Here is a 22394-nt window from a genome sequence, read left to right on the forward strand (position 1 = left end):
ATTTCAGGAGAATGCAGGTTTCTTCAGAACTATCACTTAACGGCAAGCTGTTTGTCGAGTTTGTCGCTGTTTTTTGCAAGAGCGAATTCCCTGTTTTTGCAAGAATTCCAAACAACTTTCCACCCGGGAAATTTGTTAATGAGTTTTCATTAGCGAATTCCTGATTCTAAAGCTCTGACCTTCGAACAACAACAAATGACTGTGGTGAACAAGACGATCAATCATTGCCGCGGTCATCTGTTCATCGTAGAAGATATGGACCCACTTGCTGAACTCCAGATTCGTTGTGATTATCACGCTCCTTTGTTCATAGCATTCTGAGATAACTTGAAACAACAACTTTGATCCATCACGGTCAAGAGGCACATAGCCCCACTCATCACAGATAATCAGGTCGGCCTTCATTAGCGTTTTCATGAAGGCGTTTAGTTCTGACTTCTTCTGTGCTTCAGAAAGGCGATTTACCAGCGCAGCCGTTCTGAAGAAACGAACCACCTTGTTCTGTTTGCACGCTTCTAAACCGATTGCCTGAGCAAGGTGAGTCTTTCCAGTACCAACATTTCCATACAGAATCAAATTCTTCTTCTCGTCTACGAAAGATGCTTTCTTCAGTTCTTCTGGACTTAAATCTTGAGGTAGTCGTATCTCTTCGAACGAGAAGTCTTCGAATGTCTTCAGTGCATAGAAGCCCGCCTGTTTTACCAGGCGGTTCTTCCTTGAGGTCTCACGGTTATCCAGAGCAATCTGTAGTATCTTCATAAGGTATTCCTGGTTGTTGTCCGCTTCTACCTCTTCAAATACATCCACTATCTTCCTTCCAAGGCGTAGCTTCTTGCAGCAGTACGCAATCTGCTCTTTCATGATTGGCCACTCCTTCCCAGGAATAGATCATAGTCAAGTGCTTTGTTCTTAAGAGGCGGGAGTTCTGGTATGTCACTCGGGAGTAAAACGGGACTGAACTCGAAGCTTTCCGTGTTGAGACGCCGGAATATTGCAAGGACACTATCGCTGTCTTTTGCTCCTCTCTCTAGAGCTGCAAGGAAGGCTTCTACTGCACTCAAAAAGCCTGTATCTTCGCTCAGTTCTGCAAGGATCTTGAGAGTCTCTTTCTTGCTTGAACGATCACTCTGCTCAAGAAACTCTTGTAGTGGAGAAGGAAACAGTCCGTATATACCCGTGTATTTGAGTGCTGCGGGTCTCCTGGATAATTGGGTGAGATAAGGTATCCAGTTCATTGATTCTCTCTTCATCTGTCCATACAGTCTGGGATGAGTGATTATCTCTTTGTAGTCCCTGTCCATTACGATAACTTCATGAGCGGTCAGTCTCGCCCATATCTCGGTCTTTGCATATTGTGGAGCGCTTGAATATGTATGCCTTCCTTTCTCAAGGGTGAACTTCGCGTGAGCATCTGTGCGAACAGCCAAGAGAATCGATTCATCGTACTTACTCCGTGCAAGTGTTAGAAGCTTTGTCCTGTCTTCTTCAAATCGCTCTCTTATCATGCCTGGCTTCGAATAGTGCGGTCTTTCCATATCATGATCACATCGAGCGAGGAGCTCTTTGTTGAAGGCCATTAAGTCATTTATCTCTGGAACAGGAACTAGCAGGTTTCTCCTATGGTATCCCACTTTACTTTCGACGCTGCCTTTCTCATTCCCGCTCTGAGGATTACAAAAGACTGCTTCGAATCCATAGTGATTCTTGAATCTGAGAAAGTGTTCCGAAAGGATCCGTTCTCCTTCCTTCAGTATCTTGCTGACCATGGATGAGGCGTTGTCAAACCATATTCGATTGGGAACACCCCCTATGTGGTTGAAGACATTCATGAGCCCTTCCATTAGGCATTGTTGGTTCTCTCCCTTGAAGAGTTGAAGATATCCCCCGTTGCTGTAGGGAAAGGAGACATTCAGAGTATATCCGTGACAGCGAACCCCGTTTTCCAGAAAGTCAGCTTCTCCAAAGTCTACCTGTGCTTCACCGGGTTTGTGTTCCAAAGCGAAGTAAAACTCTTTGTTCTGGCCATAAAGTTCTTTCCTCTTCTGCGCCACGTATGTTGCCACAAGACGATATGAACAGTCAAAGGAATCACCATGTTTTTCCTGAAGCCTTTTGAATACTCTTAAAGCCGTATGCCGCTGTTTCCTTCTTTCAAGTTTGTCTTGCTCAAGCCAACAGTCAATCTCTTCTTTGAAAGGATCGAGCTTCGACTTAACTGTTTTCTTCGTCTGTGGTGGCTGTGTATTGAAATCATCCTTCAGAATGTACTTTTTCACTGTCTTCACATCCGTCTTTGTTTCTCTTGCAATCTCCACAATTCGCTTTCCTTCATTAAAATATTTGCTTCTGATAGAATTGATCTTAGCCATTGCAACCATCCTCCTTTTCCTCCCCCTCATAGTGTCGTAACTACAAGGGTAGGTAATTCCGGGGGAAGTTGCAATGGCTATTGCATTAACAGGGAATTTTCCCTGCAATTGCAGGGAATCTCTCACTGCAATTACCAGTACTTATATTCTGCAGCAAACATGTCGCTTTGATTTATCTTTCCTACATAAAGAAGAAGATGCAGGACACAGCTCTCTTCGAGAACTGGACTTTACAGGGTCTCCTTGACGAACTGGACACTATTGAAAGGTTTGAGTCTCCCGAACATGGCTGCTTGATCGGAGAAGTCACCAAAAAGCAGAAGGATATCTATGCCAAACTGGGTGTGGAATCTCCCTCGTTATAATTTCCGGGAATCAGGTTAGTATCTCATCCTTTCAGATTTGTCATCATTGAGTGTTACAGTTTTATTCATCTTCGGCTTAGAAACTTCGGCTTTCTAAGATTGCAGACGAACAATTCCCATCTGCTCAACAAGGTTTCCTTTTTTATAGGTTCTATCGTCAAGAATCTATCCATAAAAGAATCTATTCCGTACATTGACTGTAATGCAGCATTACTTCTTTCGCACAGTTCAGAGTATTGCTTCTTATTCATTTCTATGACCTGCTCAATATATGTTGTTGTGGGTGTTTTTTCATTTGAGTCTGCTGATAACATGTGCGGATTTTGATGTAGGAAACCTGAAGAAAAGTTTTCATATGTGTATGATTTCACAGTTATCGCCGGGAGTCCATTATTAGCAGCATCTAACAGTGTTGTTCCCATGCCTATGTAGAGATGTGATTTCTCAAAGAACCCTTCTAATTTCTCGTATGGTGTCTGACCTACCAACTCAATTTTCTCTTTGATTCTATCTTCTAAAGACTGAATATATTCACGAAGTTCTTTCTCATTTTCTCCGAACGATATAATTGTAAGCCTAAGGTTTTTATGTTTCAAACAGAGCTTCTCGAAATCCCTCACTAACCCCATTACATATCCCTTAAAAGGGAATTCAGCTCTGCATATTGTGAGTATTCTAAAGCAATCCAAGTTGTACTTCTTGTTGATCTTCTCAGGACAAAAGTTGTTTACGTACATCGGTAACCTGAGAAGTTTTTGCTCGCTATTGTAAATCTTGATCTTGTAGTAGTTTTCAGTAGTCTCTATAGACTTTTCATCCATGAAAATAAGGTTCTCATTTCCATCAAGTTTCTTTATCACACTCTTGAAGGCTTCTCTAAAAAGATTACCGAGTACTCTCGGTTTGCTCCTTCCTCTTATTAAGCCAAAAGAGTGGACAATATAAAGTATGCTAGATGAATCAGGAATCCTAGATCTTTGTTTCTCAATCCAAGAGAATTCCTGCAGTGAATAAGTTAAAAACATATAGCTTCTTTTTTCCCCATATAAAGCAAGCAATTTACCGATCATTTCTGAAGGATCCCAGCAATGGATTTTCACGCCATTTGCTTTCATACTACTGGCATTGCTTATGTCGTTCAATAAGTGATATATATAGATAACCTCAAATCCATTTTCTGCAAGCCATTTAGCTATCCGGACAGAAAGTGTCCCTGTACCACCTGATACCCCTAATCTGTAGATGACAAAAGTCTTCATCAGCACTCTACACCTTTCACATTTATAGTCATTTGACTTGAAACACAAAGTATTTTCTGAGAACTCTTGACTACTGAATATTAGTAATATCTAATATGCATATTAAAACTTGTTTTTCAACGAGCTAGTCTAGAGTTTTCGAAATAATACGGATTTGAGTATCTTTTTAACTTGACTAGGTGTCTTTCTTTTGATCCAAGGCAAGAACCTTCTGAGTCTAATGTTCTGCTTTGCCGCCTTTTCAAATCCTTCATCCAAGATTTCATTATACACTCTATCACGTCGTGCAGGTCTCGTTGATGGTGCGACAAGATTTCTATTATGATCTGTAGCATAGTCAAGTGTGGACTGAACAGTCTCCAAGAAGACTGATATTTCTGAGAATACTCTCTTCGCCTTCTCAGTGTTTACTAAGACAAGCCCCACACCATCTTTTGTGTTCATTTCTGGGTGATACTTCTGAATGCCCCAGTAATCTCCTAATGTAAAATCCCCTTCGCGAGTAGATTTAGCGTACTTGCAGCAATAGCAGCTTTCTCTGTAGTTGTCCCCGCATAAATAGAAGTAATGGAAATAGTAGTCATTGTTCGGAGTGAGCCACTTTGTGAAGGTCTTCGCCTCTACAGATTTCTTATACTGCATTGAACCATAACTTCCCCAACCCATTCTTCGTTTGTCCCGGAAACGATATTTTGTGATAGTGCAGTTCAGTTCTTTTTCGATCCACTCCAAATACTTATGAAAAAAGAGATTGCTAGGAACACCATGGCATACCAGATCAATTGTCAGAAGATGATCATAGTCTTTTCCAAGAAAGGAGTTCAATCCAGCTATTTGGCACGGAGTACCAGAGTATAGGACGTGTTTTCCATTGTTAAGCAAATTCCTTGCTTATATTGGCTTCAGCAGCAACCACTACGCAATACTGAAAGTCTTATTGGTGATAGCGTTTGAACCACAGATATTTTCTTTAACTTCTTATTCTAGAAAATTGCGGTCATTGTTAAAATCACTAGACAATTCGTTGTTGGCAAAAGCTTCAAAAAGCTTCGAAATTCAGGATGCTATCACCTATCAAATGCATCACCATTAAACTGTCTACCAAAGTTATCAATGGTAATTCTAAGATGTGTGCTGCTTGTCTCACGAGTATAAGGGAAGTATACTATTTTGACATTTTTATCCTTGAAATAGTCTTCATACTTTCTGAATCTATCTGAACCCTTATAATCGCTTCCAACAAAAAGGTAATCGTATTTAATAGCAGCATAGACGTCGCTGTCTTCGGGTAACGATTCAATGACTTTGTCAACGTAACGAACACTCTTAACTATCTCAACACGTTCTTCGTAGGGAATAAAAACTGTCTTGTTTTTGTGAGAGGCATCCTTGTGTACACCAACGACAAGATAGTCACAGTATTCCTTGGCTCTCCGTATTAGGTTCAAATGACCAATGTGAAACAAATCGAACGTTCCACTAAGGTATCCCACTTTTATTCTTGGTTTTGAACTTAGCCTTCCACTTTCTTCCTTGTATTTATAGCTTTCAAGACCGAACCTATGAGGGTCGCTATGATAACGTTCCAGTACAGATTTGTACATCGAGTACTTGGGAATAAACACGGTTTCTCTTGCGAACATCTTATCTGTAATTTCATCTGCTAGCTGCTCAACACACCCTAGATTTGTTTCACTTTGACCATAGAAGCGTGTCCCCTCTATGAAGCCTGGAATAACGTTAAGAATTCTGTTTGGGGTTCCCTTCTTCTCAAGCTCAATATTGATACTCTCGGTGAATTTGCAGACAGCAGCTTTCGACGCACCATAGACGGAGAATAGCGGGGAAGATACCAGACCCGCAATACTCCCTACTACTGCACTGAAGAACGGATTGTTCTGTATAAGTTTATCGTAGAATTTTGAGATGATCCTCATTGGTGCCAATGAATTTATCTTGATGCAGTTTTGGATCTCGACATCCTCAATGTTTTCGAAGGAAGCTATTCTACCTATTCCAGCTGTGATGATCAGAGTATCAATAGCATCAAATGTCTCGAATACGGAATAGTCATCAAAAAGAAGATTGAACCTGACAAACTCGACTTCGCGCTTTATCAATACGTCTGGCTCCTGTTGATCAAGTACAATGATCTGTTTGTACCCTTTCTTCTTTAAGCTCAATGCAATAGACAATCCAAGGCCATTACTTCCTCCAACCACCAACGCTCTTTCCATCTTCAATATTGACACCTCCATTTACTGCGATCTTTCTCCTACGAAAAACGCCAGACTGATGAATCTGCTGTTTTAGTATTCTTGCTCCTGATCTAATGATGCTGAGAACAACAAGCTAACAAACAAAGAAAATTAGCAGATCGTTCATCTTGCCTGATGTTTTCATATTATCCATGGTTAATACTCAAACACACTAATGGGTGAAGTTCTTTCTTAAATTCTGAAAAATCCGCGTTTAGGTAGTGTGCGAAATCTCAAATCATGTTTTCTGTTTGGAGCAAAGCTTATGATTCCTACACTTAGAGTCACTCATACAGCTAACATTGATTCTGTCACTCTTCCCTGACTTATATGAAACAGGCAGTTGATTCTAAAATCTGATTGTAGCCACCGGCAGTTCATTATGCGTTTCAGTGCATAGCTTCTTTTATTCGATGACTTCGTTCTGAGGTATGAAAACCAATTAAGGAAACACTGTGGAAAACATGAATCCCGGCATAATTCTGTACTCTCAACGCCAAAGCATGCATTACAGTATTGTATCTCAATTATGATTCTCTTCTACTCAATTTTTTTAAAATTTCATTAGCGACCCGCTCACTTGAACGAGCGTCTTTGTAGTAGTTAATAATGCTGTTAACTGTCTCTCTTTCGTTTTGATAGTAGGCTGAATTACTCAAGCACCTTGTGAGTTCAACCTCCAGTTTCTCTTGGCATATTGCTTTTGGTCCAGGAGTCCAGAAAGAATAAGGTTCCAGCGCGAAACCCCTCTTCTTTCCATATTCTTCAAGATCAGTTGGTGTAAATACTATTGGCTTATTCAGAATAAGATAGTCGAAATAGACCGATGAATAATCAGTGATTAGAAGATCTGCTCTACCCAATATTTGATAAAGATTTATATTGCACTGTATCAGATCCGCTGTGGAAAGGAAAACTATCGACCTATTTAGATTGTTAAACTTACTCTTAAAGAGTGTCTCTTCAAACGGATGAAGCTTACAAATGAATAGGATATTTTCTCGAGCTAGATAGTCCTGAAAAGCTTTTAGGTTGAATTTTTCAAATCTGAAGATATTTTCTTTTTCCAGCGTTTTACCTTCTGTTCTCTCAAGATATCCTTGCCTAAATGTTGGCATATAAAAAACAATCTTTGAATACTTACTAGCATCACACTCTATTAGAGAAGACAGCTCGACGTCTGACACAGGGTTAAACAGGTCATCATTTCTTGGTTGCCCTGTTATGAACAGCTGATTTACATTTATATGAAAACACGCAGCAAAAACGGTACTGACAGTCTTAGATGTCGAAATTGTGATTGAGTTTTCATCGTTCAAAGAAGATCTTCGTATTCTTGCTGTATCTTTGTCCATGTAACCAATTGCTTTTAGGGCAACTCCATGCCAAAGATTGACATAGATTTGTCTGGAAGATTTGACGTTTGCTCTCGAAAAATGACTAGTAACTATTGTTCGTGCTTTGAGTAACCATAACAATGCTTCATGAGATTTTTCAAATGTGGCAGTCACACCGATTTGATGAAGATAGTCTGCCATTTCTTTAGTCTTGACAATCCATCTCAGATCGAGCTCGGGATGGTTCTCTTTCATGTACTTATACAGTGCTTTAGGATTGTCACTGTAATCGGGATTGCTTATGAAAAGAAGAAGGTTATCAGTTTTTGGAATAAGAGAATTAGCCAATCTAACTAGTTTCTTCAAAGCTTTCATAGTCAACCACATCTCCTCATCGTATACGAAAAAAACCTGAACAAGTATCAAGAATCTTGGTGAAAGCTAGCTGAATAATTACCAATAAGGTGACCTTACTGATTCTCAATTCAACAAATTGAAATTACTGTTTAAAGTCCTCATATAAACATTCATGCTTTTGATGTTTTTCGTCAATTGACACAATGCAATGCGCAGCGCCTTCTCCACTCCATAATATCAACCGAACAATATGTCAGTAATGTGTGATTATTACTTATCGCTATTACGAACATTATAACTAACTGAAGTTGTCCTCAAGTTTATGTGTATAACTCCACTATAATGTCAATGTAAAAATGTTATCTTACAGACGAAATAATCCCCTGAGGCATTTTGCTAAGCGCTTTCTGTTATAGTCAGGCACAGTATCCCTTCCGAAGCTAGGTGCGTAAGCAATTCGTTTTTGTTTATCGGCAAACCGCAGGAAATTAACTTCACCTAAACCAGGAGAATTGCTGTGCCAAATCTGATCACTTCCGCATATAAATGCTAGAAAGGGCGAAGCTTTCGTTCTGTAATCTTCTCTGTAAAGACAAAGGTACTTTTCCCGGAATTCTACGAATTTCTCTTTGAGAAATGTCGGCACCAAATCGGAAACTCTGGTTCGCTTCTTTCTTGCATTGATTACAGTACTGAAAAGAACAGGGCGTTTTATGCACGTGAACAGTCTGTTCTTAAGCGTAAGGAGTCTTAATAAACGATTATGAGACTGTGACATGTCAAGGTAGTCGATCACAACTCCTTTGTAACCTAATGACGTCACAAATCTTGACAATGCAAAAACTTGAAGGGCTGAGCCATAATTGTAGCCGGAGTACACGGTGATGATTCCAACTTTTCTAGCATTTCCAATACTGTTTGGGTTTGTAATCAGTTTTTCATTGTTTTCTTCACTCAACACTGTCACCTCGTCAACATGGATTGCTGCTCTCGTCTCTCTTAACTCCTTGTTCACTATATACTTGACAATTCGCACTATCAGTAGCTTGTATCTCTACCGAAAAATCGAACGGGATTCTTTCTTTCATTAAGTAAAGCAACATTTATCTGTCACTCATTATTTCCACTTGTTCTGCAGAAACCCATTTACAGATCGCCTCCAGACTCAACAATAAGCAATATCAACCAAAGCATGCACGCAACTGATGTAAGCGTAACAGCCCCACCAAATCGCATTGTCATGAAGGCTACATACTTCATGAGAGAATCATCGCTTCGTATGAAAAGCAATACATAAAAAAAGTTTAGAAGAATTGCTCCCACTAAACCTAGGTTCACTAGTTCTGAGAAGAAGGCATTCATATAAGATTCTGAAGAAGAAAAGTAACTATAATGTGTCCCACTGTAGTAGGAAAGGCTTCTCTCGCCCATACCCAAACCAACTCCTATGAACTTCTCAGAGAGGGGCAGTGATGAAAAAAGGACAGCTCCCTTGTTGATTCTGTCCAGCGACGAGCCTCCTCCAGCAAATGAAGCGTTAACCCTCTGAAACTGAGGAAGGTTACCTGCAGCAAACACAAAGACGAGAGCAATCAATATTATCGAAAAGGCTGTGAAAATCGCACTTGCCATTGTTTTCAAAGTGAGTATATATCTTAGCGAAATGAAGAATATGACTACGTATCCAAAAGCGGAGAAGGACATCAAAATAGCAATCAGAACAACTGCAAATCTCCATTTGTTCTGAATCAGTGTCTCGAATCTATGTCGTGAAAGCATGATTAGACCTGCTGAAAACTGTCCAAAATGTGCTGGTTCTCCAAAAAGGCCAGAAGGTCGGAAGAATAACGGACTTAGTGATTGCCACGGTAGGGCAATAACAATTCCTCTGGTAAGGAACGCAATCATCTGTACTATCAAAATGATAGAGCTAACCAAAAGGATGACATCATATGCTTTAGCAACTGCAGATCTTAAGGAGAATATCAAAGGTGAATAGTAGACAACAACGAGAGTAATAATAGCTGTGAAATAGAATATGTAGCTTTTCAACAGTTCTATAGGTTCGTTACTTGGATTATTAATCCAAATCATAAGCAAGAATGTTGAGTGCGCCAAAAAGAGCAGAGCAGTTATTAGCAATGGGAATCTTCTGACTGAGACAAAATGAGCGTTAACTGTTACCATACCGAGCATTGAAAGGAAGAAGAGTATCAGCGATAAATTGATGCCAAAATAGTAATATACATAATAGAGAATGAACGCTAGCATAAGCAATACAACAAAAGCAAGATTAAGATAGTACAAAATACCGACAGATCTACCACTAAAGCCGTCTATCGCACCCTCAGGTTGTAAATCTGTGCTATTCTTGACAACTATCTCCAACTCAATCACCTCGAGTTTTCGACGTTACTTTCGCTGATATCCATTCTATGAACTTCTGTTCTACATTCTCATAGAAAAAGCTTTCTCTGATCTCGGACTCCTTTTCTGAAATTTCCTGAAACCGTTTATAGTTCTTTTCCATAATTTCGAGAAATAGTGCTCTTAATTCGTCCACGTTGCCATCTGATACAGAAAAGCCCACTCCGAGTTCTTTCACGTACTTCTCCAGACAAGTTCCTTTCGAAACAACAATTGGAATTCCACATACTATTGATTCGTAAAGTTTGTTAGGCAAAGCCAGCCTCTCATTAATTCCCTTGGTATCGTAAACAGCATACACGAGATCAACATCAGAATAGAGGCTTGCGATCTCCTTCTTGTAATTGTACTCGCCCTTGATTTTCACATTTGAGTGTTTTTTTGATAGTTCCAGAACTCTTTCAGAATCGGGGCCTTTTCCGGCCACCAAGACCTCCAATCCGTCTATTTCTTTTGCAGCTTCAAACAAAGTTCTTATAGAATTAAAGTACCTTACGCCACCAATAAAAGCAACTCTGAAAACATCATGGGGCTTTCTCTTGAATCCAGAGAAAACAGACCGCTCTGGTACGTTTTCAAATAGGAATATATCTTCTTCATTGAATCGGGTTTTCTGCTTGTAATAATCACTGTAATAATACGGTGAAGTTACCACCAAGGAGTCGGCGACAGATACTTCCCCATTTACTAAAGCCTCAAGAGGCTTTGAAAAGAAGCCAAACCTTTCGATGTAAGAATTCGCGGGAAGATCTGCGATTTCAAAAATTACATGAGAACCACAAGCTCTCTTCAACTTAAGAGCTGCTGGCATACACTCTATACCAGAAACATATATCAATTCGGGACTACGCTCCTTCAGAATCTCGAAGCTCCTTTGTTGAAGCTTCTTCGACTCTAGCAACCGTTTTACTAACCCCCTTTCATTAGTTGCCGCGAGCTTCTTACAATCAACCCTTTCAAACTCTTCAATCTTAAAACCTTGTCCGTGCGTACGTTCCCAATATACCACTGAAATATCAGAAGATATCTTAGACAAGGAACGAATTCGCTTATTCATTCGTGGATCAGGCACATGCGAACAAAGAGCGACTATGCTCATAAATATACCTCAATCTAAAGAATATGTTGGCAATATAAGAATCTGTTGCTCACAATCTCACTTATCTGACACATTATTCGACCTGTCCTCTTGTTGTTGAGCTGAAAGAAAGGATTCTCTTCACTTCAATTATTCCTTTCCCAGCAAGCATCTACCTAACTGGAGTAATCCCATTTGCGCCTCGCCACCTTGTTTATTGTCTTCACATAACTCTCAATTACCTTCACGACCTTAAGTGACACATTTCTCTCCAGATAGTCCGGTGATAATGGAGGTCTTTCTTCGTTTTCAAAGCTTTCTCTTGCAATCCTAATCGCGTTTACTACTCCTCTGGTTTTTATCCCGCCAATAACGATCGAGCCTTAGTCGAGCACTTCGGGTCCTTGTGACTTTTTTGCAGATTATCACAGGCAAACCAGAGTAGATTATTTCCTTTGAACAAACCACTCATAAGTCATCTCAAGTCCCTTCTTGAGTTCGATCTTGTGTTTCCATCCGGCCTTATGTATTCTCGAAACATCCAGTAGTTTCCTCGGTGTTCCGTCGGGTTTGGAGGTATCGAACCCGAGCTCTCCATTGTAGCCTACTACTTCGCCTATAAGCTCTGCAAGTTCTCTTATTGTTACGTCTTCTCCTGTTCCGATATTGAAGAAGTCATTCCCCGAGTAGTTCTTCATTAGGAATAGACAGGCGTCAGCCAGATCATCGACATATAAGAATTCTCTTCGAGGAGTCCCCGTTCCCCAGATTTCAACATAAGGAGCATTGTTTATCTTTGCTTCGTGGAACTTTCGAATCAGAGCGGGTAACACATGACTTGTATTTAGATCGAAATTGTCGTTTGGACCATATAGATTTGTTGGCATAACGCTTATGAAATTTGTGCGATACTGTTTGTTGAAGTACTGACACATCTTCAGTCCAGATATCTTTGCAAGCGCATACGGTTCGTTTGTCTCTTCAAGATATCCGGAAAGAAGATACTCTTCTTTGATCGGTTGAGGTGCCATCTTCGGATATATACAAGAGCTTCCGAGGAAGAGAAGCTTTTTAACTCCGAATTCATGAGAAGCCTTTATCACGTTACATTCGATCATCAGGTTTATGTATATGAAATCGGCAGGATATTCGCTGTTTGCCCGTATTCCTCCAACCTTAGCAGCCGCGAGAAAGACATACTCGGGCCTCTCCTTATCAAAGAATTCTCTTGTTGCCTTCTGATCTGTCAGATCAAGCTCTTCGTAGGTCCTTGTAACGATGTTTGTGTATCCGTCAGATTTGAGCTTTCTCATTATTGCAGAGCCTACAAGTCCTGTATGACCGGCGACGTAGATCTTGGAATCGGTTGTGAGTTGAGTGTAGTGCGTGGAGGTAGAAGCTCCGTTCTGTTCTTCAGTCATTGTTCTCTCCCTTCTTTCTCAGAGATGAAATGAGTGCACTCATCATTCTCTGAATCGTTGCACGCCTTTCTTCGAGTTTATCATAGTCATCTTGACTCACAAATCCAAGCCTGTGACTAATCTCAAGCTGAGTCCCGATTTCGAATAATGATCCTCTAGCTATATGGAGGAAGTTTAGCAGTTCTTTCCTCCCATTCCTTCCACTGCCTTCAGCTAGATTAGATGGTAAAGAGACTGAGGCTCTCCTTAGTTGCGAGACCAAACCGAACTTTTCGCTATCAGGGAAGACCTCGGTTATTCTGTATATATCAACTACGAAATCCATGCTTTTCTTGTACACATCCAGATCCTTGTAGAACACGTCCAAACCTCCGTATCGTCGTTCTCAAATAGCATTAACATTGAGTTCACTATTACGAACTTTTCATTCTCCACGCTTCACATCCCACTCTCAATTCACAACTTTCTACTCACTACTTTCTACTCTCCACCCTCAACGCTCAACTCTCCACTATCCCTTATACTCCCTCTTATACTTCTCATACTTTGCGGTTTCGAGGTCGGCTTTCATCATTATTCTTACCAGTTCCTGGAATTTGACTTCGGGTTGCCAGCCAAGTTTTTCTCTTGCCTTTGTCGGGTCTCCGAGTAGAAGTTCTACTTCTGTCGGTCTGAAGTAATCCGGATCTATTTCAACGACTATCTTTCCTGTTTTTGAGTCGATTCCTTTTTCTTCAACGCCTTTTCCTCTCCACTGAATATCTATTCCCGCTTCCTTGAAAGACAGTTCAACGAATTCTCTTACAGTATGGGTTTCTCCAGTGGCTATAACAAAGTCTCCTGGTTCATCCTGCTGGAGCATCAGCCACATTGCCTTTACATAATCCGGGGCATATCCCCAGTCTCTCTTGGTGTCCATGTTTCCAAGGTAGAGTCTTTCTTGAAGGCCGAGAGATATTCTTGAAGCTGCCCTAGTAATCTTTCTGGTGACAAATGTCTCTCCCCTTCTGGGAGATTCATGATTAAAGAGAATGCCATTGCTCCCAAAGATTCCATACGCTTCTCTGTAGTTGACTGTTATCCAATAGGCGTACAGTTTAGCTGCTGCATATGGGCTTCTGGGATAGAATGGAGTCGTTTCTTTCTGAGGTATCTCCTGAACCTTTCCATATAGTTCACTAGTCGATGCCAGATAGAACTTGGTCTTCTTTTCGAGTCCGAGGAAATGCATTGCTTCGAGCAATCGGAGTGTTCCCAATCCGTCTGAATTAGCAGTGTATTCTGCCGTCTCAAAAGAGACCTTGACATGACTTTGAGCGGCGAGATTATAGATCTCGTCTGGCTGTATCTCCTGAATTAGCCTGATCAAATTCGTTGAGTCGGTCAGGTCTCCATAATGAAGAAAGAGATTGACGTCTCTTTCATGAGGATCCTTGTACAGATGGTCTATTCTCTTCGTATTGAAGCTGCTAGATCTTCTGATTATTCCATGAACTTCATAACCCTTATCTAGCAACAGCTCTGCTAGATAAGAGCCATCTTGGCCGGTGATACCGGTGATTAGAGCCTTCTTCATTTCACTTAATCAACTCCTACAAGTCGCAATAACGTGATTTGTGGTTGTCCTTTACTTAAGATACAAGTTCATCAATCAACTCTTTCCATTGTGCAATCCTAATTGAGCTGCGAAGGTTTTCATAATAGTAGGATCTTGCTTTCATCCTCATTGACTCAAGCTGCCCTTTATCAGATCGCAACTTCTCCAAAATGTTCACTAGACCTTTTGAATCTCCATTATCTAGAACATATCCGAAGCTTCCGTTGATAATATGCTGTGCAGGTGCGTCTGTAATACTGCCAATGAAAACTACAGGGTTGAAAAGCACTGCCGTATAAAACTTACTAGGAACTAATATCCCTTCGATTGCCTTGCTACTGATTACAAGAGATATATCGCTATTCATGTACTCATTTACAAGATCTTCTTCTGAAACAGGATCAGAGAATTCGGCAAATGTCAACCTTTCTTCAGCACATATCCGTTTTAACCTAGCGAAATTACTCCCTAATCCGACAAATCTAAAGCAGAAAGAGTCATCTGTATTCGTGTCCAAGATAATTCTCATTGCTCCAAGCAACGTATCAATTTCGTGAGTCTCTCCAAGGTTTCCAGTGTACAACACGCGAATTCTTGAAGAAGCATTCCTCTTCACAGTAGCTGTATCTTCTAGTCTTCCCATCCCCCAATTCTCAATCACAGAGACTCTATCAGTGCCAACTTTGTATTCGTTAATTATGCGATTTTTCATAGATTTGCCGATTACCACTATTCTATCCGAGTTCGCAAGAGTCTTAATTTGAATGCTTCTGACTAACTTCATCGAGATGGACTTTGGATCTTTCTTCCCAAGAGCAACCAGTACATCTGGATAAAGATCTTGAACATTATACACAATCTTCAGCCGTTTCATCCGTTTGAATAGAGTTACCAAGTATGCAACAAATGGCGGCTGTGTAGTCACAATAACGATTGAGTTCACTCTGATTCTCAGCATTCTCCAAAATGCGCCAATAATGAAGCTCACATATGACTTCAGCCTTCCCAATGTAGTACGTTTCATTTTCGAATTTGAGATCCTATAGATCTCTACACCATTTGAATGCTCATGCTTTTTCAGTAGTTTGTTGCCGTTTCTTCCTGCAACAATCGTCACTCTATAGGTGTTCTTCAGGGACTGGCCAAGTTCTTCCTTTAGGTGCTCACGACTGTCTCCGTATGATTGATTAATTATGTAAATATTCTTTTTCATGTATAAGAATCTACCCTCACTTTCCAGTGCTGCGAGTCCTATCAGATCAAAGGAACGATTACTTCATTACCCATTTTCATGATTATCACTCATTTAGTCAATAATACTCAAAAACTTCTTCACTACATTCGGTCATCGTTTTCCAGAACCGTGAGAGTCAAGAGCCTCAAAAGGAGAAGAACTTCTAGAAATGCTGTACCACCGTGACTAAAAGAGTTTTATTTTTGAACATATACTTGCCCCCTATTTCTTTTCTTCTAGAAGTTGCTTTATCACTTCATAGTATTTATCTACTGCTATTACATCGTTATACTTAGTTTCGAATGCCTTTAGGGCATTTATCCCCGCTCTTTCTCTGAACTCTTTGTCCTCTTTGAGCTTGATTATTGCATCTGCGATCAGCTCGGGAGAATTGCCGGATACTGAGATACCAAATTGATCTTCTTTGATCTCCATATCTAATTCCGATCCCTCAGGAACGATAGCGAGAATTGGTTTTCCGGCTGTAAGATATGTGTACAATTTGCTTGGTACGGACATTCCTTTGGATTCTTCTCGAAGAGTGACAACCAGCACAGAAGTCTGCATCATGAGTTTTCTGAATTCTCTTTCCGGAACAAGCTCACAGAACTGAACGTTTTTCAAGTTTTCTCTCTTGACAATCTCCTGAAGATTCTTCTTTTCCATCCCGTCACCAACTATCTTGATATTTATATCGACCTTTCTTTCCTGGAGAACTCTGGCTGCTCCAATGAGAGTGTCAAGTTTTTGAGCTTCTCCAATAGTGCCACCATAAAGAACCTCGAATTTCTGCTCTTCGCCATTCGTTTCAAGCTTTTCGGAGCTATTTGCCCAGTTCGGTATAAATACGATGTTCTCTTCAGGGACTTTGTAAGTTTCTTCTATGTATTCTCTCATGTCTCTACCAATAACGACAACTTTTCTTGAATCCAGTAATAGCGATCTTGTCTGTCTCTTTATTAGCCTAACAAATGGATGCTTTTCGGAGAATCTTTCCCGCCTTATCCAAGTGTCTGGGACAAGATCCTCAAGAATAAACAAGAAGGGCTTCTTTGTCATTTTGCTGAACTGGAGTGTTTTATACGGTATTAGCAATGGCATAAGCGGCGCAATGAACAATCTTATACCCTTTTCTCTGAGAACACCTTTCAGTCTCTTTGAGAAGAAGTAGAAGAACAGGAGCTTCTCCAAAAGCTTGTTTTTGTTCAATTCGGGTATTTCAACTCTCTCGATCATGAGCTTGTCCGATATTCTCTCTGATACAAAGACTTCTTTTGGATTTTTGTAAGATCTGCTTGCAGCAACCACAAGAACCCGAAGTCCTTTTTTAGCCAGCCCCTCTGCTAGATCGCGAAACATTCTATCAAAACCCAATACTACCAGGGCTACATCGTATTCTTCTTTATATCGAGTCATGCATACCACCGACAATTCGCCAATTATCTATGTTAATCGCTTTGTTTTCCAGAGAAAGGTTAAGTGGCAAAGCTACCAGATTCTTCTTTCTGACTTTCATAAAGCCAAGAGATCTGAGCTTTTCCATTTCATAGCCGTTAGTCATTATTGTTGTCATGAAATCCACGTTCATTGATTTTGCAACACCTATCAATTCTTTGAATAGTTTCTTGACGAGCTCATTTGATCCAAGGATATCTACGATTATCATTTCTCTCCTGGTTCCCTTTTGGTTTACTTCAAAGATTGCCGAGAGTTTTTTCCTGCCTTCATTTACTTGTAGTGCTCCGTATTTGAAAAACAGGTTCTCTCCATATCGCCACCAGAGAAACTCTTTTGATTGTTTCGTTCTGAGAAGTCCGTCAAAACTCTCTCTTTCTAGAAGTTCGTCACACATTTCAGGAGTGATTCTGTACTTTTCGCCTAGTTCTACCGGTGTAGCTTTTTCTTTGTTCTTAATGGTTTTCAAGAGATGGAATGGTTTAATGGGTTTAACAAACCAGGGTAATTTGGCTACATAATTCCAGCCGAGTTTTAGGTTTCCTGGAAGACTGTTTTGATTCGAAAAATTGAATAACACGTCAGTTTTCAGTTCGATTGCTTTCCTCACTGCGATTGTGTTCATTCTTGCAAACAATCCTTTCCCTTGATAATCGGGATGAACCACAGTATCTACAGGCTGAAAAGCCTTTAGAGTCTGTCCTCTGCAAACAAACTCCCATGGCCAGAAGGATCTGAACCCAACAATTCTCTCATCGGAGGTCGCCACTATATGAATCGGCTTCCCGAAAACGTTCTTCTCGTATTTCCAGTTCCAGGATTCGCGACTGCGAGTAGATGCGAAATATTGCTGTGTTGAGAACACTTCTTCTGTAAGACCCATAATGTGCTCGATGTCATTTTCATGAGCTTCTCTTATTGTAATCTCGTTTTTCATACAAGATTCCTCATCGATTCAAACTTATATCCGCTATCTCTAAACCATTCTAAAAGCTTGACGAACTTCTTTGGGTTTCTCTTCTTGCCAAGTCTTGATTTCAGTAATCGCTTGAGCGAGTAGTTCTGAGAATTGTGCTTCCTCACGTCAAAATCATACGGATGGAAGTACATAATCAACGAATCACTCTGCAAATGACTTACTTGCTTCTTGATTAACCACAGCGGTAATACCCTAAAATAAGTACCACCAGCAAAGGGAACATTCATTCCAAGAAATCTGCCGGTCTGGATGCTGAACTCTTCTAAACCTTTTTTTCGAAATTGCTCGATATCCGAGTAAGTCAATTCACCATAGAGACCATTTCCTTTTACCGGAAAAAAGCTAGAATCGTACTTGTAGCCGTATTGGATAAGCTTTTCAAGAACCAAAGGAGAAACAGAATAACTTGTCGCTCTATAACCGATTACTTCTTCGCCTGTCACTGATTCTAGAGCTCTCTTTGACTGAGCAATTTCGTATTCCAACGCTGCGTTATCAATTCTGTTATTCGGGACATGGGTCATTCCATGGCTGGCAATTTCGTGCCCTCTTTCGTGTATCTTCTCTACAACTTCCGGGTGGTTCTCCGCGAACCAGCCAAGAACAAAGAATGTTGCCTTTACTCCGAAGTAGTCGAATTTATCAAGCAAGAAACCTAGCGGCTCATTGAGTCGCAATTCTCTTTCTTTCCACGTATCTTACGGATATTGATTTCTGTAGAATACTGCCTGAAACCAGTCTTCAATATCGACTGTTAGGAAAACCTTCTTCATACTACACACCTTTGATTTCCCGGAGATTATTGCATATCTTCAACCCAATATCCTTCATTGTCAAGAGCTTTTCCAATCTACGTGAGCAAACATTATTCGCACTAAAAGCAATCCTCATCAGAGAACAGCATATTAATCAGCTTCGACAAATGGTGAACACTTTTCATTTGCCAGCTTCAGATTCAGCTCCCGGAATACTCGAAAAACTCCTTCAACTGATCAACTGTACTTATGGTGAAAATACGGATTTCTTTCTCATTATGTTCGGCGATCTTCCTTACAAGTTTTGTCAATGTATCGCCAGGACCGATCTCTACAAATGTGTCTACGCCAAGATCCAGCATCGTTTCGACACTGTCTTTCCAGAGAACGGAATGGCTTACTTGTTTCACAAGGGCAGAGCGTAGCACTTCCTTCTCGGTGCTCGGTTTTGCAAATACATTAGTTACAATCGGGATTTGCGAGTCGGAAAATCGAATTTCATTAAGATCAGTTTCTAGCCTTTCTTGTGCCGGCTTTAGCAGGCTGCAATGGAACGGAGCACTTACAGGCAAGACAACCGCTTTAGTAGCTCCTGCATGTTTAGCTTTCTTCGCAGCGTCTTTGATAGCGTTCTTCTCTCCTGAGATTACTATCTGTTCATGGGAGTTATAGTTCGCTATTTCAACGACACCCAGCTCTTTCGATGATTGTAGAATCTCTGTAAGTCTATCGATATCCAACCCCACAATAGCTGCCATCGCTCCGACTCCCAGCGGTACAGCTTCCTGCATATACTTCCCGCGATTCTTTACTACTCTCACAGCATCTTCGAAACTCAATGCGCCTGAATAAACAAGAGAGGTGTATTCGCCAAGGCTGAGCCCGGCAGTGATATCACATTTGATTCCCATTTGTTCCACAGCTTTCAAGATCGCAATAGAGGTCGTTAGTATAGCTGGCTGGGCATTCTCTGTCTTGATGAGCTCTTCTTCAGGTCCATCGAAGCAGAGGCGACTTATACAGAAGCCCAACGCCTGGTCAGCCTTGAGAAAAACGTCTGACGAAACAGAGAACTCACGAATGAAATCAGATCCCATACCAACATACTGCGAACCCTGTCCTGGAAACACAAAAGCGATTTTGCTCATACTTACACCTCTCTTAGAACTCAAGTAAGCTTCGTGGTTAAGTAAGTGCCCCGTTATCCTGAGCAGATCTTGCAGTATTCCAAACACTCTGATTCACTCAAGATGAACTTTGAAGCTGTAATCAAAATCAGAATGCCGTCAAAAAGATCATTATTCAGGTACGGATTCCACTCAAAGCGGAACTAGGTTTCTTAATTTTATAATAGCAACCAATCAAATGCCCATCTAGCCCATGTAATCCAGAATATCTTTGATTGTCTTAAAACCCTTGATCTGTTCTCCCGACAGTTTCTTTCCAAACTCATCGTCCATAAGTACTATGAGTGAGAGTTTTGCCATTGAGTCCCAACCTTCGACTTCTTCCAGCTTTACTTCCTCGTTAAGTGTACCTTCGTCTAGTTCAAGCATGTCTTCAAGCAACGCAAGTTTTTCTTGATCTGTCATTCAAATTCACTCCTTTGGTTATGATTTTCTCGATTATTCGTCTATCATTCTACTATCGAAGAGTTCAACTTGTCGCACCACTGTCTATTACAAGACCGGTTCCTGTTATTATTCTCGATTCATCACTCAAAAGAAAAGCTACTGCATTTGCAACGTCATAAGGTTCACCAAGTCCTAGACAATATGCGCTGAACTGATTGTCACTTTCAGTGCTGCCAGTTCTTTCCGCAAATCTATCAAACATCTCCGTTTTCACAAATCCTGCAACAATACTATTTATCCTTATTTTCTTATCGCCCAACTCTTTCGCCATTGAACGTATAGCGCCATCCATTGCAGCTTTTGAAGCGCTATATGCAGTCTTTGACTTAAAGCCTCTTATACTTGAAACCGAGGACATTCCGACAATGCTCATTCCCTCTCTGTATCTTCCCTTCTTGCTTAGGTAGCGAACAATCTCAACGAAGCTATAGAAATTAATAAGCATCATTTCATGTATGAAGTCATAAGTTGTCATTTTTAGTGGTCTCATTAACGAAACGCCCGCACTGTGAACGAACCCATTAAGTGGTCCATTCTCATTCACAACCGTCTTTATCAATCCTTCGATTCCTTCTATCCCTTTGAGGTCATAGCTATACCACTTATGATCTTTGCCCTCGAGTTCTTCTAGTACCGCCTGAAGCTTCTCTTCGTTTCTGGCAATCATGACGACTCTTGCTCCCAGTTTGCTTGAGTGGACTGCTGTTGCCCTTCCAATTCCGCTGGAAGCTCCTGTTATGAGTATCGTCTTGCCGCGAAGCAGTGGAGGATTAACCATGAGATACCGCCCCTTCTCCGTAGAAACTATCAGTATGTACTACTGCCTGTATTCCGGCTACATCAATACATGCATCTATCGCTCCCCAAGAAAGACCGACACCAAAGCCGCTCATAAGAAATCTCTTTTTGCCAGTAATCCCTTGCCCCTTTAGAAAGGACAAAACAAGAGGGATCGAAGTACTGCTTGTATTGCCATAATGAATCATAGATATCGGGATCTTCGATTCAGCTGCTTTGAGCTTTCTGGCGATTTGCTTGAGTATATACTGGTTTGCCTGATGAAGGATAAAGTAATCATAGTCCTTTTCAGAGGTTTGATTCTCTTCCATGAACCCAAGTATATATCGGGGAACTTCCATAATTGTGAAGGCGAAAACATCCTGGCCATTCATATATGTATCGTAATCGGAGCGAATATTACCGTCTGCCCATTCTACTCTCTCAGTTGGTGCGCCTATATTCCTGTACGCACCTGCAGGCACGATTATCTTCTTGAATCTATCACCGAATGATTTTACCGCATAGACTATTGGGCTGGCATTTGGGTCTTTCTCAAGCAAAGTGGCTGTACCACAATCACCGAAGATCATCGAAAGAGAGCGGTCCAAAGGAGATATCCTCTTCGTGGGGGTCTCTGCAGCTATAAGCAGAGCTCTTTGAACGTTGCTGGTCTTCATAATAGACGAAGCGACTACCAACCCATTTACGTAACCTGAACAACCGAGATTGATATCGAAGCAGATACACTCTTCGGGCAAACCTAATCGATGCTGAAGAACAAAAGCGGTAGCAGGCAATCTGTAATCAGGTGTCTGAGTGACGACAATCAATGCGCCTATGCTGTCTTTGTCGATACCGAGTTTGTGAATTAGGTTCTCAGCAGCTACGTAACCCAAATCTGAAGCAGTCTGTTCTTCACGCGTTTTGTATATTGTTTCGACACCTGTTTTTGAGATTATCTTGTCTACGGCTTCTTTGCCAAAATCCCCATAGCGAGATACAGAATCAACTCTCGTAGTTGGTAAAGCACAGGAGATTCCGGAAATTGCAATGTTTTCAATTCTCCCTTTAGACATTGCCAAGATCACT

20 protein-coding genes and 1 pseudogene are annotated in these 22394 nt (G+C 40.8%); 1 reads left to right on the top strand and 20 read right to left on the bottom strand.

The genetic code is table 11. From position 1 onward, the window contains the following. Positions 1–135: 135 nt before the first annotated feature. Both istB and istA read right to left on the bottom strand, forming a co-directional pair. Entirely contained in the window at positions 136–861 is a 726-nt protein-coding gene (istB, locus tag B3K91_RS08785) for an IS21-like element helper ATPase IstB (RefSeq protein WP_292594652.1), read from the bottom strand. Beyond that, positions 858–2369 carry an IS21 family transposase gene (istA, locus tag B3K91_RS08790; RefSeq protein WP_292594654.1) on the bottom strand — a complete coding sequence of 504 codons (1512 nt, stop codon included), beginning with the start codon at positions 2367–2369 and terminating at the stop codon, positions 858–860. Before istA ends, istB begins: the two co-directional genes overlap by 4 nt. A gap of 107 nt (positions 2370–2476) precedes the next feature. Here istA and B3K91_RS13730 point away from each other — a divergent pair. Further along, positions 2477–2734: pseudogene (locus B3K91_RS13730) on the top strand (transposase); the annotation flags it as partial. 65 nt (positions 2735–2799) lie between these two features. On the opposite strand, the gene B3K91_RS08795 reads toward B3K91_RS13730, so the two are convergent. The 18 genes from B3K91_RS08795 to B3K91_RS08880 form a co-directional block, all read right to left on the bottom strand. Then, on the bottom strand, positions 2800–3993 hold the full coding sequence (locus B3K91_RS08795; protein ID WP_292594657.1) for a glycosyltransferase: 1194 nt from the start codon (positions 3991–3993) through the stop codon (positions 2800–2802). Positions 3994–4122: 129 nt separating this feature from the next. Further along, the gene (locus B3K91_RS08800; RefSeq protein ID WP_292594660.1) at positions 4123–4875 is read right to left on the bottom strand and encodes a Coenzyme F420 hydrogenase/dehydrogenase, beta subunit C-terminal domain; all 753 of its coding nucleotides are present in this window, start codon (positions 4873–4875) and stop codon (positions 4123–4125) included. A 185-nt stretch (positions 4876–5060) separates the two neighbouring features. After that, the gene (locus B3K91_RS08805) at positions 5061–6230 is read right to left on the bottom strand and encodes an SDR family NAD(P)-dependent oxidoreductase (RefSeq protein WP_292594724.1); all 1170 of its coding nucleotides are present in this window, start codon (positions 6228–6230) and stop codon (positions 5061–5063) included. A 548-nt stretch (positions 6231–6778) separates the two neighbouring features. Beyond that, entirely contained in the window at positions 6779–7963 is a 1185-nt protein-coding gene (locus B3K91_RS08810) for a CDP-glycerol glycerophosphotransferase family protein (RefSeq protein ID WP_292594663.1), read from the bottom strand. 346 nt (positions 7964–8309) lie between these two features. Next, positions 8310–8903, bottom strand: a complete 594-nt coding sequence (locus tag B3K91_RS08815; protein ID WP_292594666.1) for a polysaccharide pyruvyl transferase family protein — start codon at positions 8901–8903, stop codon at positions 8310–8312. A 188-nt stretch (positions 8904–9091) separates the two neighbouring features. Continuing rightward, on the bottom strand, positions 9092–10333 hold the full coding sequence (locus tag B3K91_RS08820; protein ID WP_292594669.1) for a hypothetical protein: 1242 nt from the start codon (positions 10331–10333) through the stop codon (positions 9092–9094). Between the two features lies 1 nt (position 10334). After that, entirely contained in the window at positions 10335–11027 is a 693-nt protein-coding gene (locus B3K91_RS08825; protein WP_292594672.1) for a glycosyltransferase, read from the bottom strand. 869 nt (positions 11028–11896) lie between these two features. After that, on the bottom strand, positions 11897–12871 hold the full coding sequence (gene fcl / locus B3K91_RS08830) for a GDP-L-fucose synthase (protein ID WP_292594676.1): 975 nt from the start codon (positions 12869–12871) through the stop codon (positions 11897–11899). Continuing rightward, the gene (locus B3K91_RS08835; protein ID WP_292594679.1) at positions 12864–13232 is read right to left on the bottom strand and encodes a four helix bundle protein; all 369 of its coding nucleotides are present in this window, start codon (positions 13230–13232) and stop codon (positions 12864–12866) included. Before B3K91_RS08835 ends, fcl begins: the two co-directional genes overlap by 8 nt. Positions 13233–13382: 150 nt before the next feature. Beyond that, the gene (gene gmd / locus B3K91_RS08840; RefSeq protein WP_292594681.1) at positions 13383–14447 is read right to left on the bottom strand and encodes a GDP-mannose 4,6-dehydratase; all 1065 of its coding nucleotides are present in this window, start codon (positions 14445–14447) and stop codon (positions 13383–13385) included. A gap of 55 nt (positions 14448–14502) precedes the next feature. After that, positions 14503–15681 carry a glycosyltransferase family 4 protein gene (locus B3K91_RS08845; RefSeq protein WP_292594684.1) on the bottom strand — a complete coding sequence of 393 codons (1179 nt, stop codon included), beginning with the start codon at positions 15679–15681 and terminating at the stop codon, positions 14503–14505. Positions 15682–15924: 243 nt separating this feature from the next. Next, a complete protein-coding gene (locus B3K91_RS08850; RefSeq protein WP_292594687.1) occupies positions 15925–17118 on the bottom strand; it encodes a glycosyltransferase family 4 protein in 1194 nt (397 codons plus the stop codon). Continuing rightward, positions 17105–18094 (bottom strand): GNAT family N-acetyltransferase, encoded by a 990-nt coding sequence (locus B3K91_RS08855; protein WP_292594690.1) that lies wholly within the window; start codon positions 18092–18094, stop codon positions 17105–17107. The genes B3K91_RS08850 and B3K91_RS08855 overlap by 14 nt, the downstream gene beginning before the upstream one ends. Continuing rightward, positions 18091–18813: a polysaccharide deacetylase family protein gene (locus B3K91_RS08860; protein WP_292594693.1), complete on the bottom strand. Its 723-nt coding sequence runs from the start codon at positions 18811–18813 to the stop codon at positions 18091–18093. Before B3K91_RS08860 ends, B3K91_RS08855 begins: the two co-directional genes overlap by 4 nt. Positions 18814–19091: 278 nt before the next feature. Next, complete coding sequence (gene fabD / locus B3K91_RS08865; protein ID WP_292594696.1) at positions 19092–20039, bottom strand: ACP S-malonyltransferase; 948 nt, start codon at positions 20037–20039, stop codon at positions 19092–19094. 225 nt (positions 20040–20264) lie between these two features. Continuing rightward, positions 20265–20483, bottom strand: coding sequence for an acyl carrier protein (locus tag B3K91_RS08870; RefSeq protein ID WP_292594699.1), 219 nt, complete (start codon positions 20481–20483; stop codon positions 20265–20267). Between the two features lie 64 nt (positions 20484–20547). Then, complete coding sequence (locus B3K91_RS08875; protein ID WP_292594702.1) at positions 20548–21303, bottom strand: SDR family NAD(P)-dependent oxidoreductase; 756 nt, start codon at positions 21301–21303, stop codon at positions 20548–20550. Further along, the gene (locus B3K91_RS08880) at positions 21296–22381 is read right to left on the bottom strand and encodes a ketoacyl-ACP synthase III (protein WP_292594705.1); all 1086 of its coding nucleotides are present in this window, start codon (positions 22379–22381) and stop codon (positions 21296–21298) included. The genes B3K91_RS08875 and B3K91_RS08880 overlap by 8 nt, the downstream gene beginning before the upstream one ends. Positions 22382–22394 lie beyond the last annotated feature (13 nt).

The sequence above is a fragment of the Mesotoga sp. UBA5847 genome (genome assembly GCF_002432735.1).
In the GTDB taxonomy this organism is placed as follows: Bacteria; Thermotogota; Thermotogae; order Petrotogales; family Kosmotogaceae; genus Mesotoga.

Excerpts from the sequence above, each read along its gene's own strand:
- istA (WP_292594654.1), bottom strand. The coding sequence starts at position 2,369 with ATGGCTAAGATCAATTCTATCAGAAGCAAATATTTTAATGAAGGAAAG.
- fcl (WP_292594676.1), bottom strand. The coding sequence starts at position 12,871 with ATGACTGAAGAACAGAACGGAGCTTCTACCTCCACGCACTACACTCAA.
- B3K91_RS08795 (WP_292594657.1), bottom strand. The coding sequence starts at position 3,993 with ATGAAGACTTTTGTCATCTACAGATTAGGGGTATCAGGTGGTACAGGG.
- B3K91_RS08875 (WP_292594702.1), bottom strand. The coding sequence starts at position 21,303 with ATGGTTAATCCTCCACTGCTTCGCGGCAAGACGATACTCATAACAGGA.
- B3K91_RS08880 (WP_292594705.1), bottom strand. The coding sequence starts at position 22,381 with ATGTCTAAAGGGAGAATTGAAAACATTGCAATTTCCGGAATCTCCTGT.
- B3K91_RS08810 (WP_292594663.1), bottom strand. The coding sequence starts at position 7,963 with ATGAAAGCTTTGAAGAAACTAGTTAGATTGGCTAATTCTCTTATTCCA.
- istB (WP_292594652.1), bottom strand. The coding sequence starts at position 861 with ATGAAAGAGCAGATTGCGTACTGCTGCAAGAAGCTACGCCTTGGAAGG.
- B3K91_RS08845 (WP_292594684.1), bottom strand. The coding sequence starts at position 15,681 with ATGAAAAAGAATATTTACATAATTAATCAATCATACGGAGACAGTCGT.
- gmd (WP_292594681.1), bottom strand. The coding sequence starts at position 14,447 with ATGAAGAAGGCTCTAATCACCGGTATCACCGGCCAAGATGGCTCTTAT.
- B3K91_RS08870 (WP_292594699.1), bottom strand. The coding sequence starts at position 20,483 with ATGACAGATCAAGAAAAACTTGCGTTGCTTGAAGACATGCTTGAACTA.
- fabD (WP_292594696.1), bottom strand. The coding sequence starts at position 20,039 with ATGAGCAAAATCGCTTTTGTGTTTCCAGGACAGGGTTCGCAGTATGTT.
- B3K91_RS08855 (WP_292594690.1), bottom strand. The coding sequence starts at position 18,094 with ATGAAAAACGAGATTACAATAAGAGAAGCTCATGAAAATGACATCGAG.
- B3K91_RS08850 (WP_292594687.1), bottom strand. The coding sequence starts at position 17,118 with ATGACTCGATATAAAGAAGAATACGATGTAGCCCTGGTAGTATTGGGT.
- B3K91_RS08805 (WP_292594724.1), bottom strand. The coding sequence starts at position 6,230 with ATGGAAAGAGCGTTGGTGGTTGGAGGAAGTAATGGCCTTGGATTGTCT.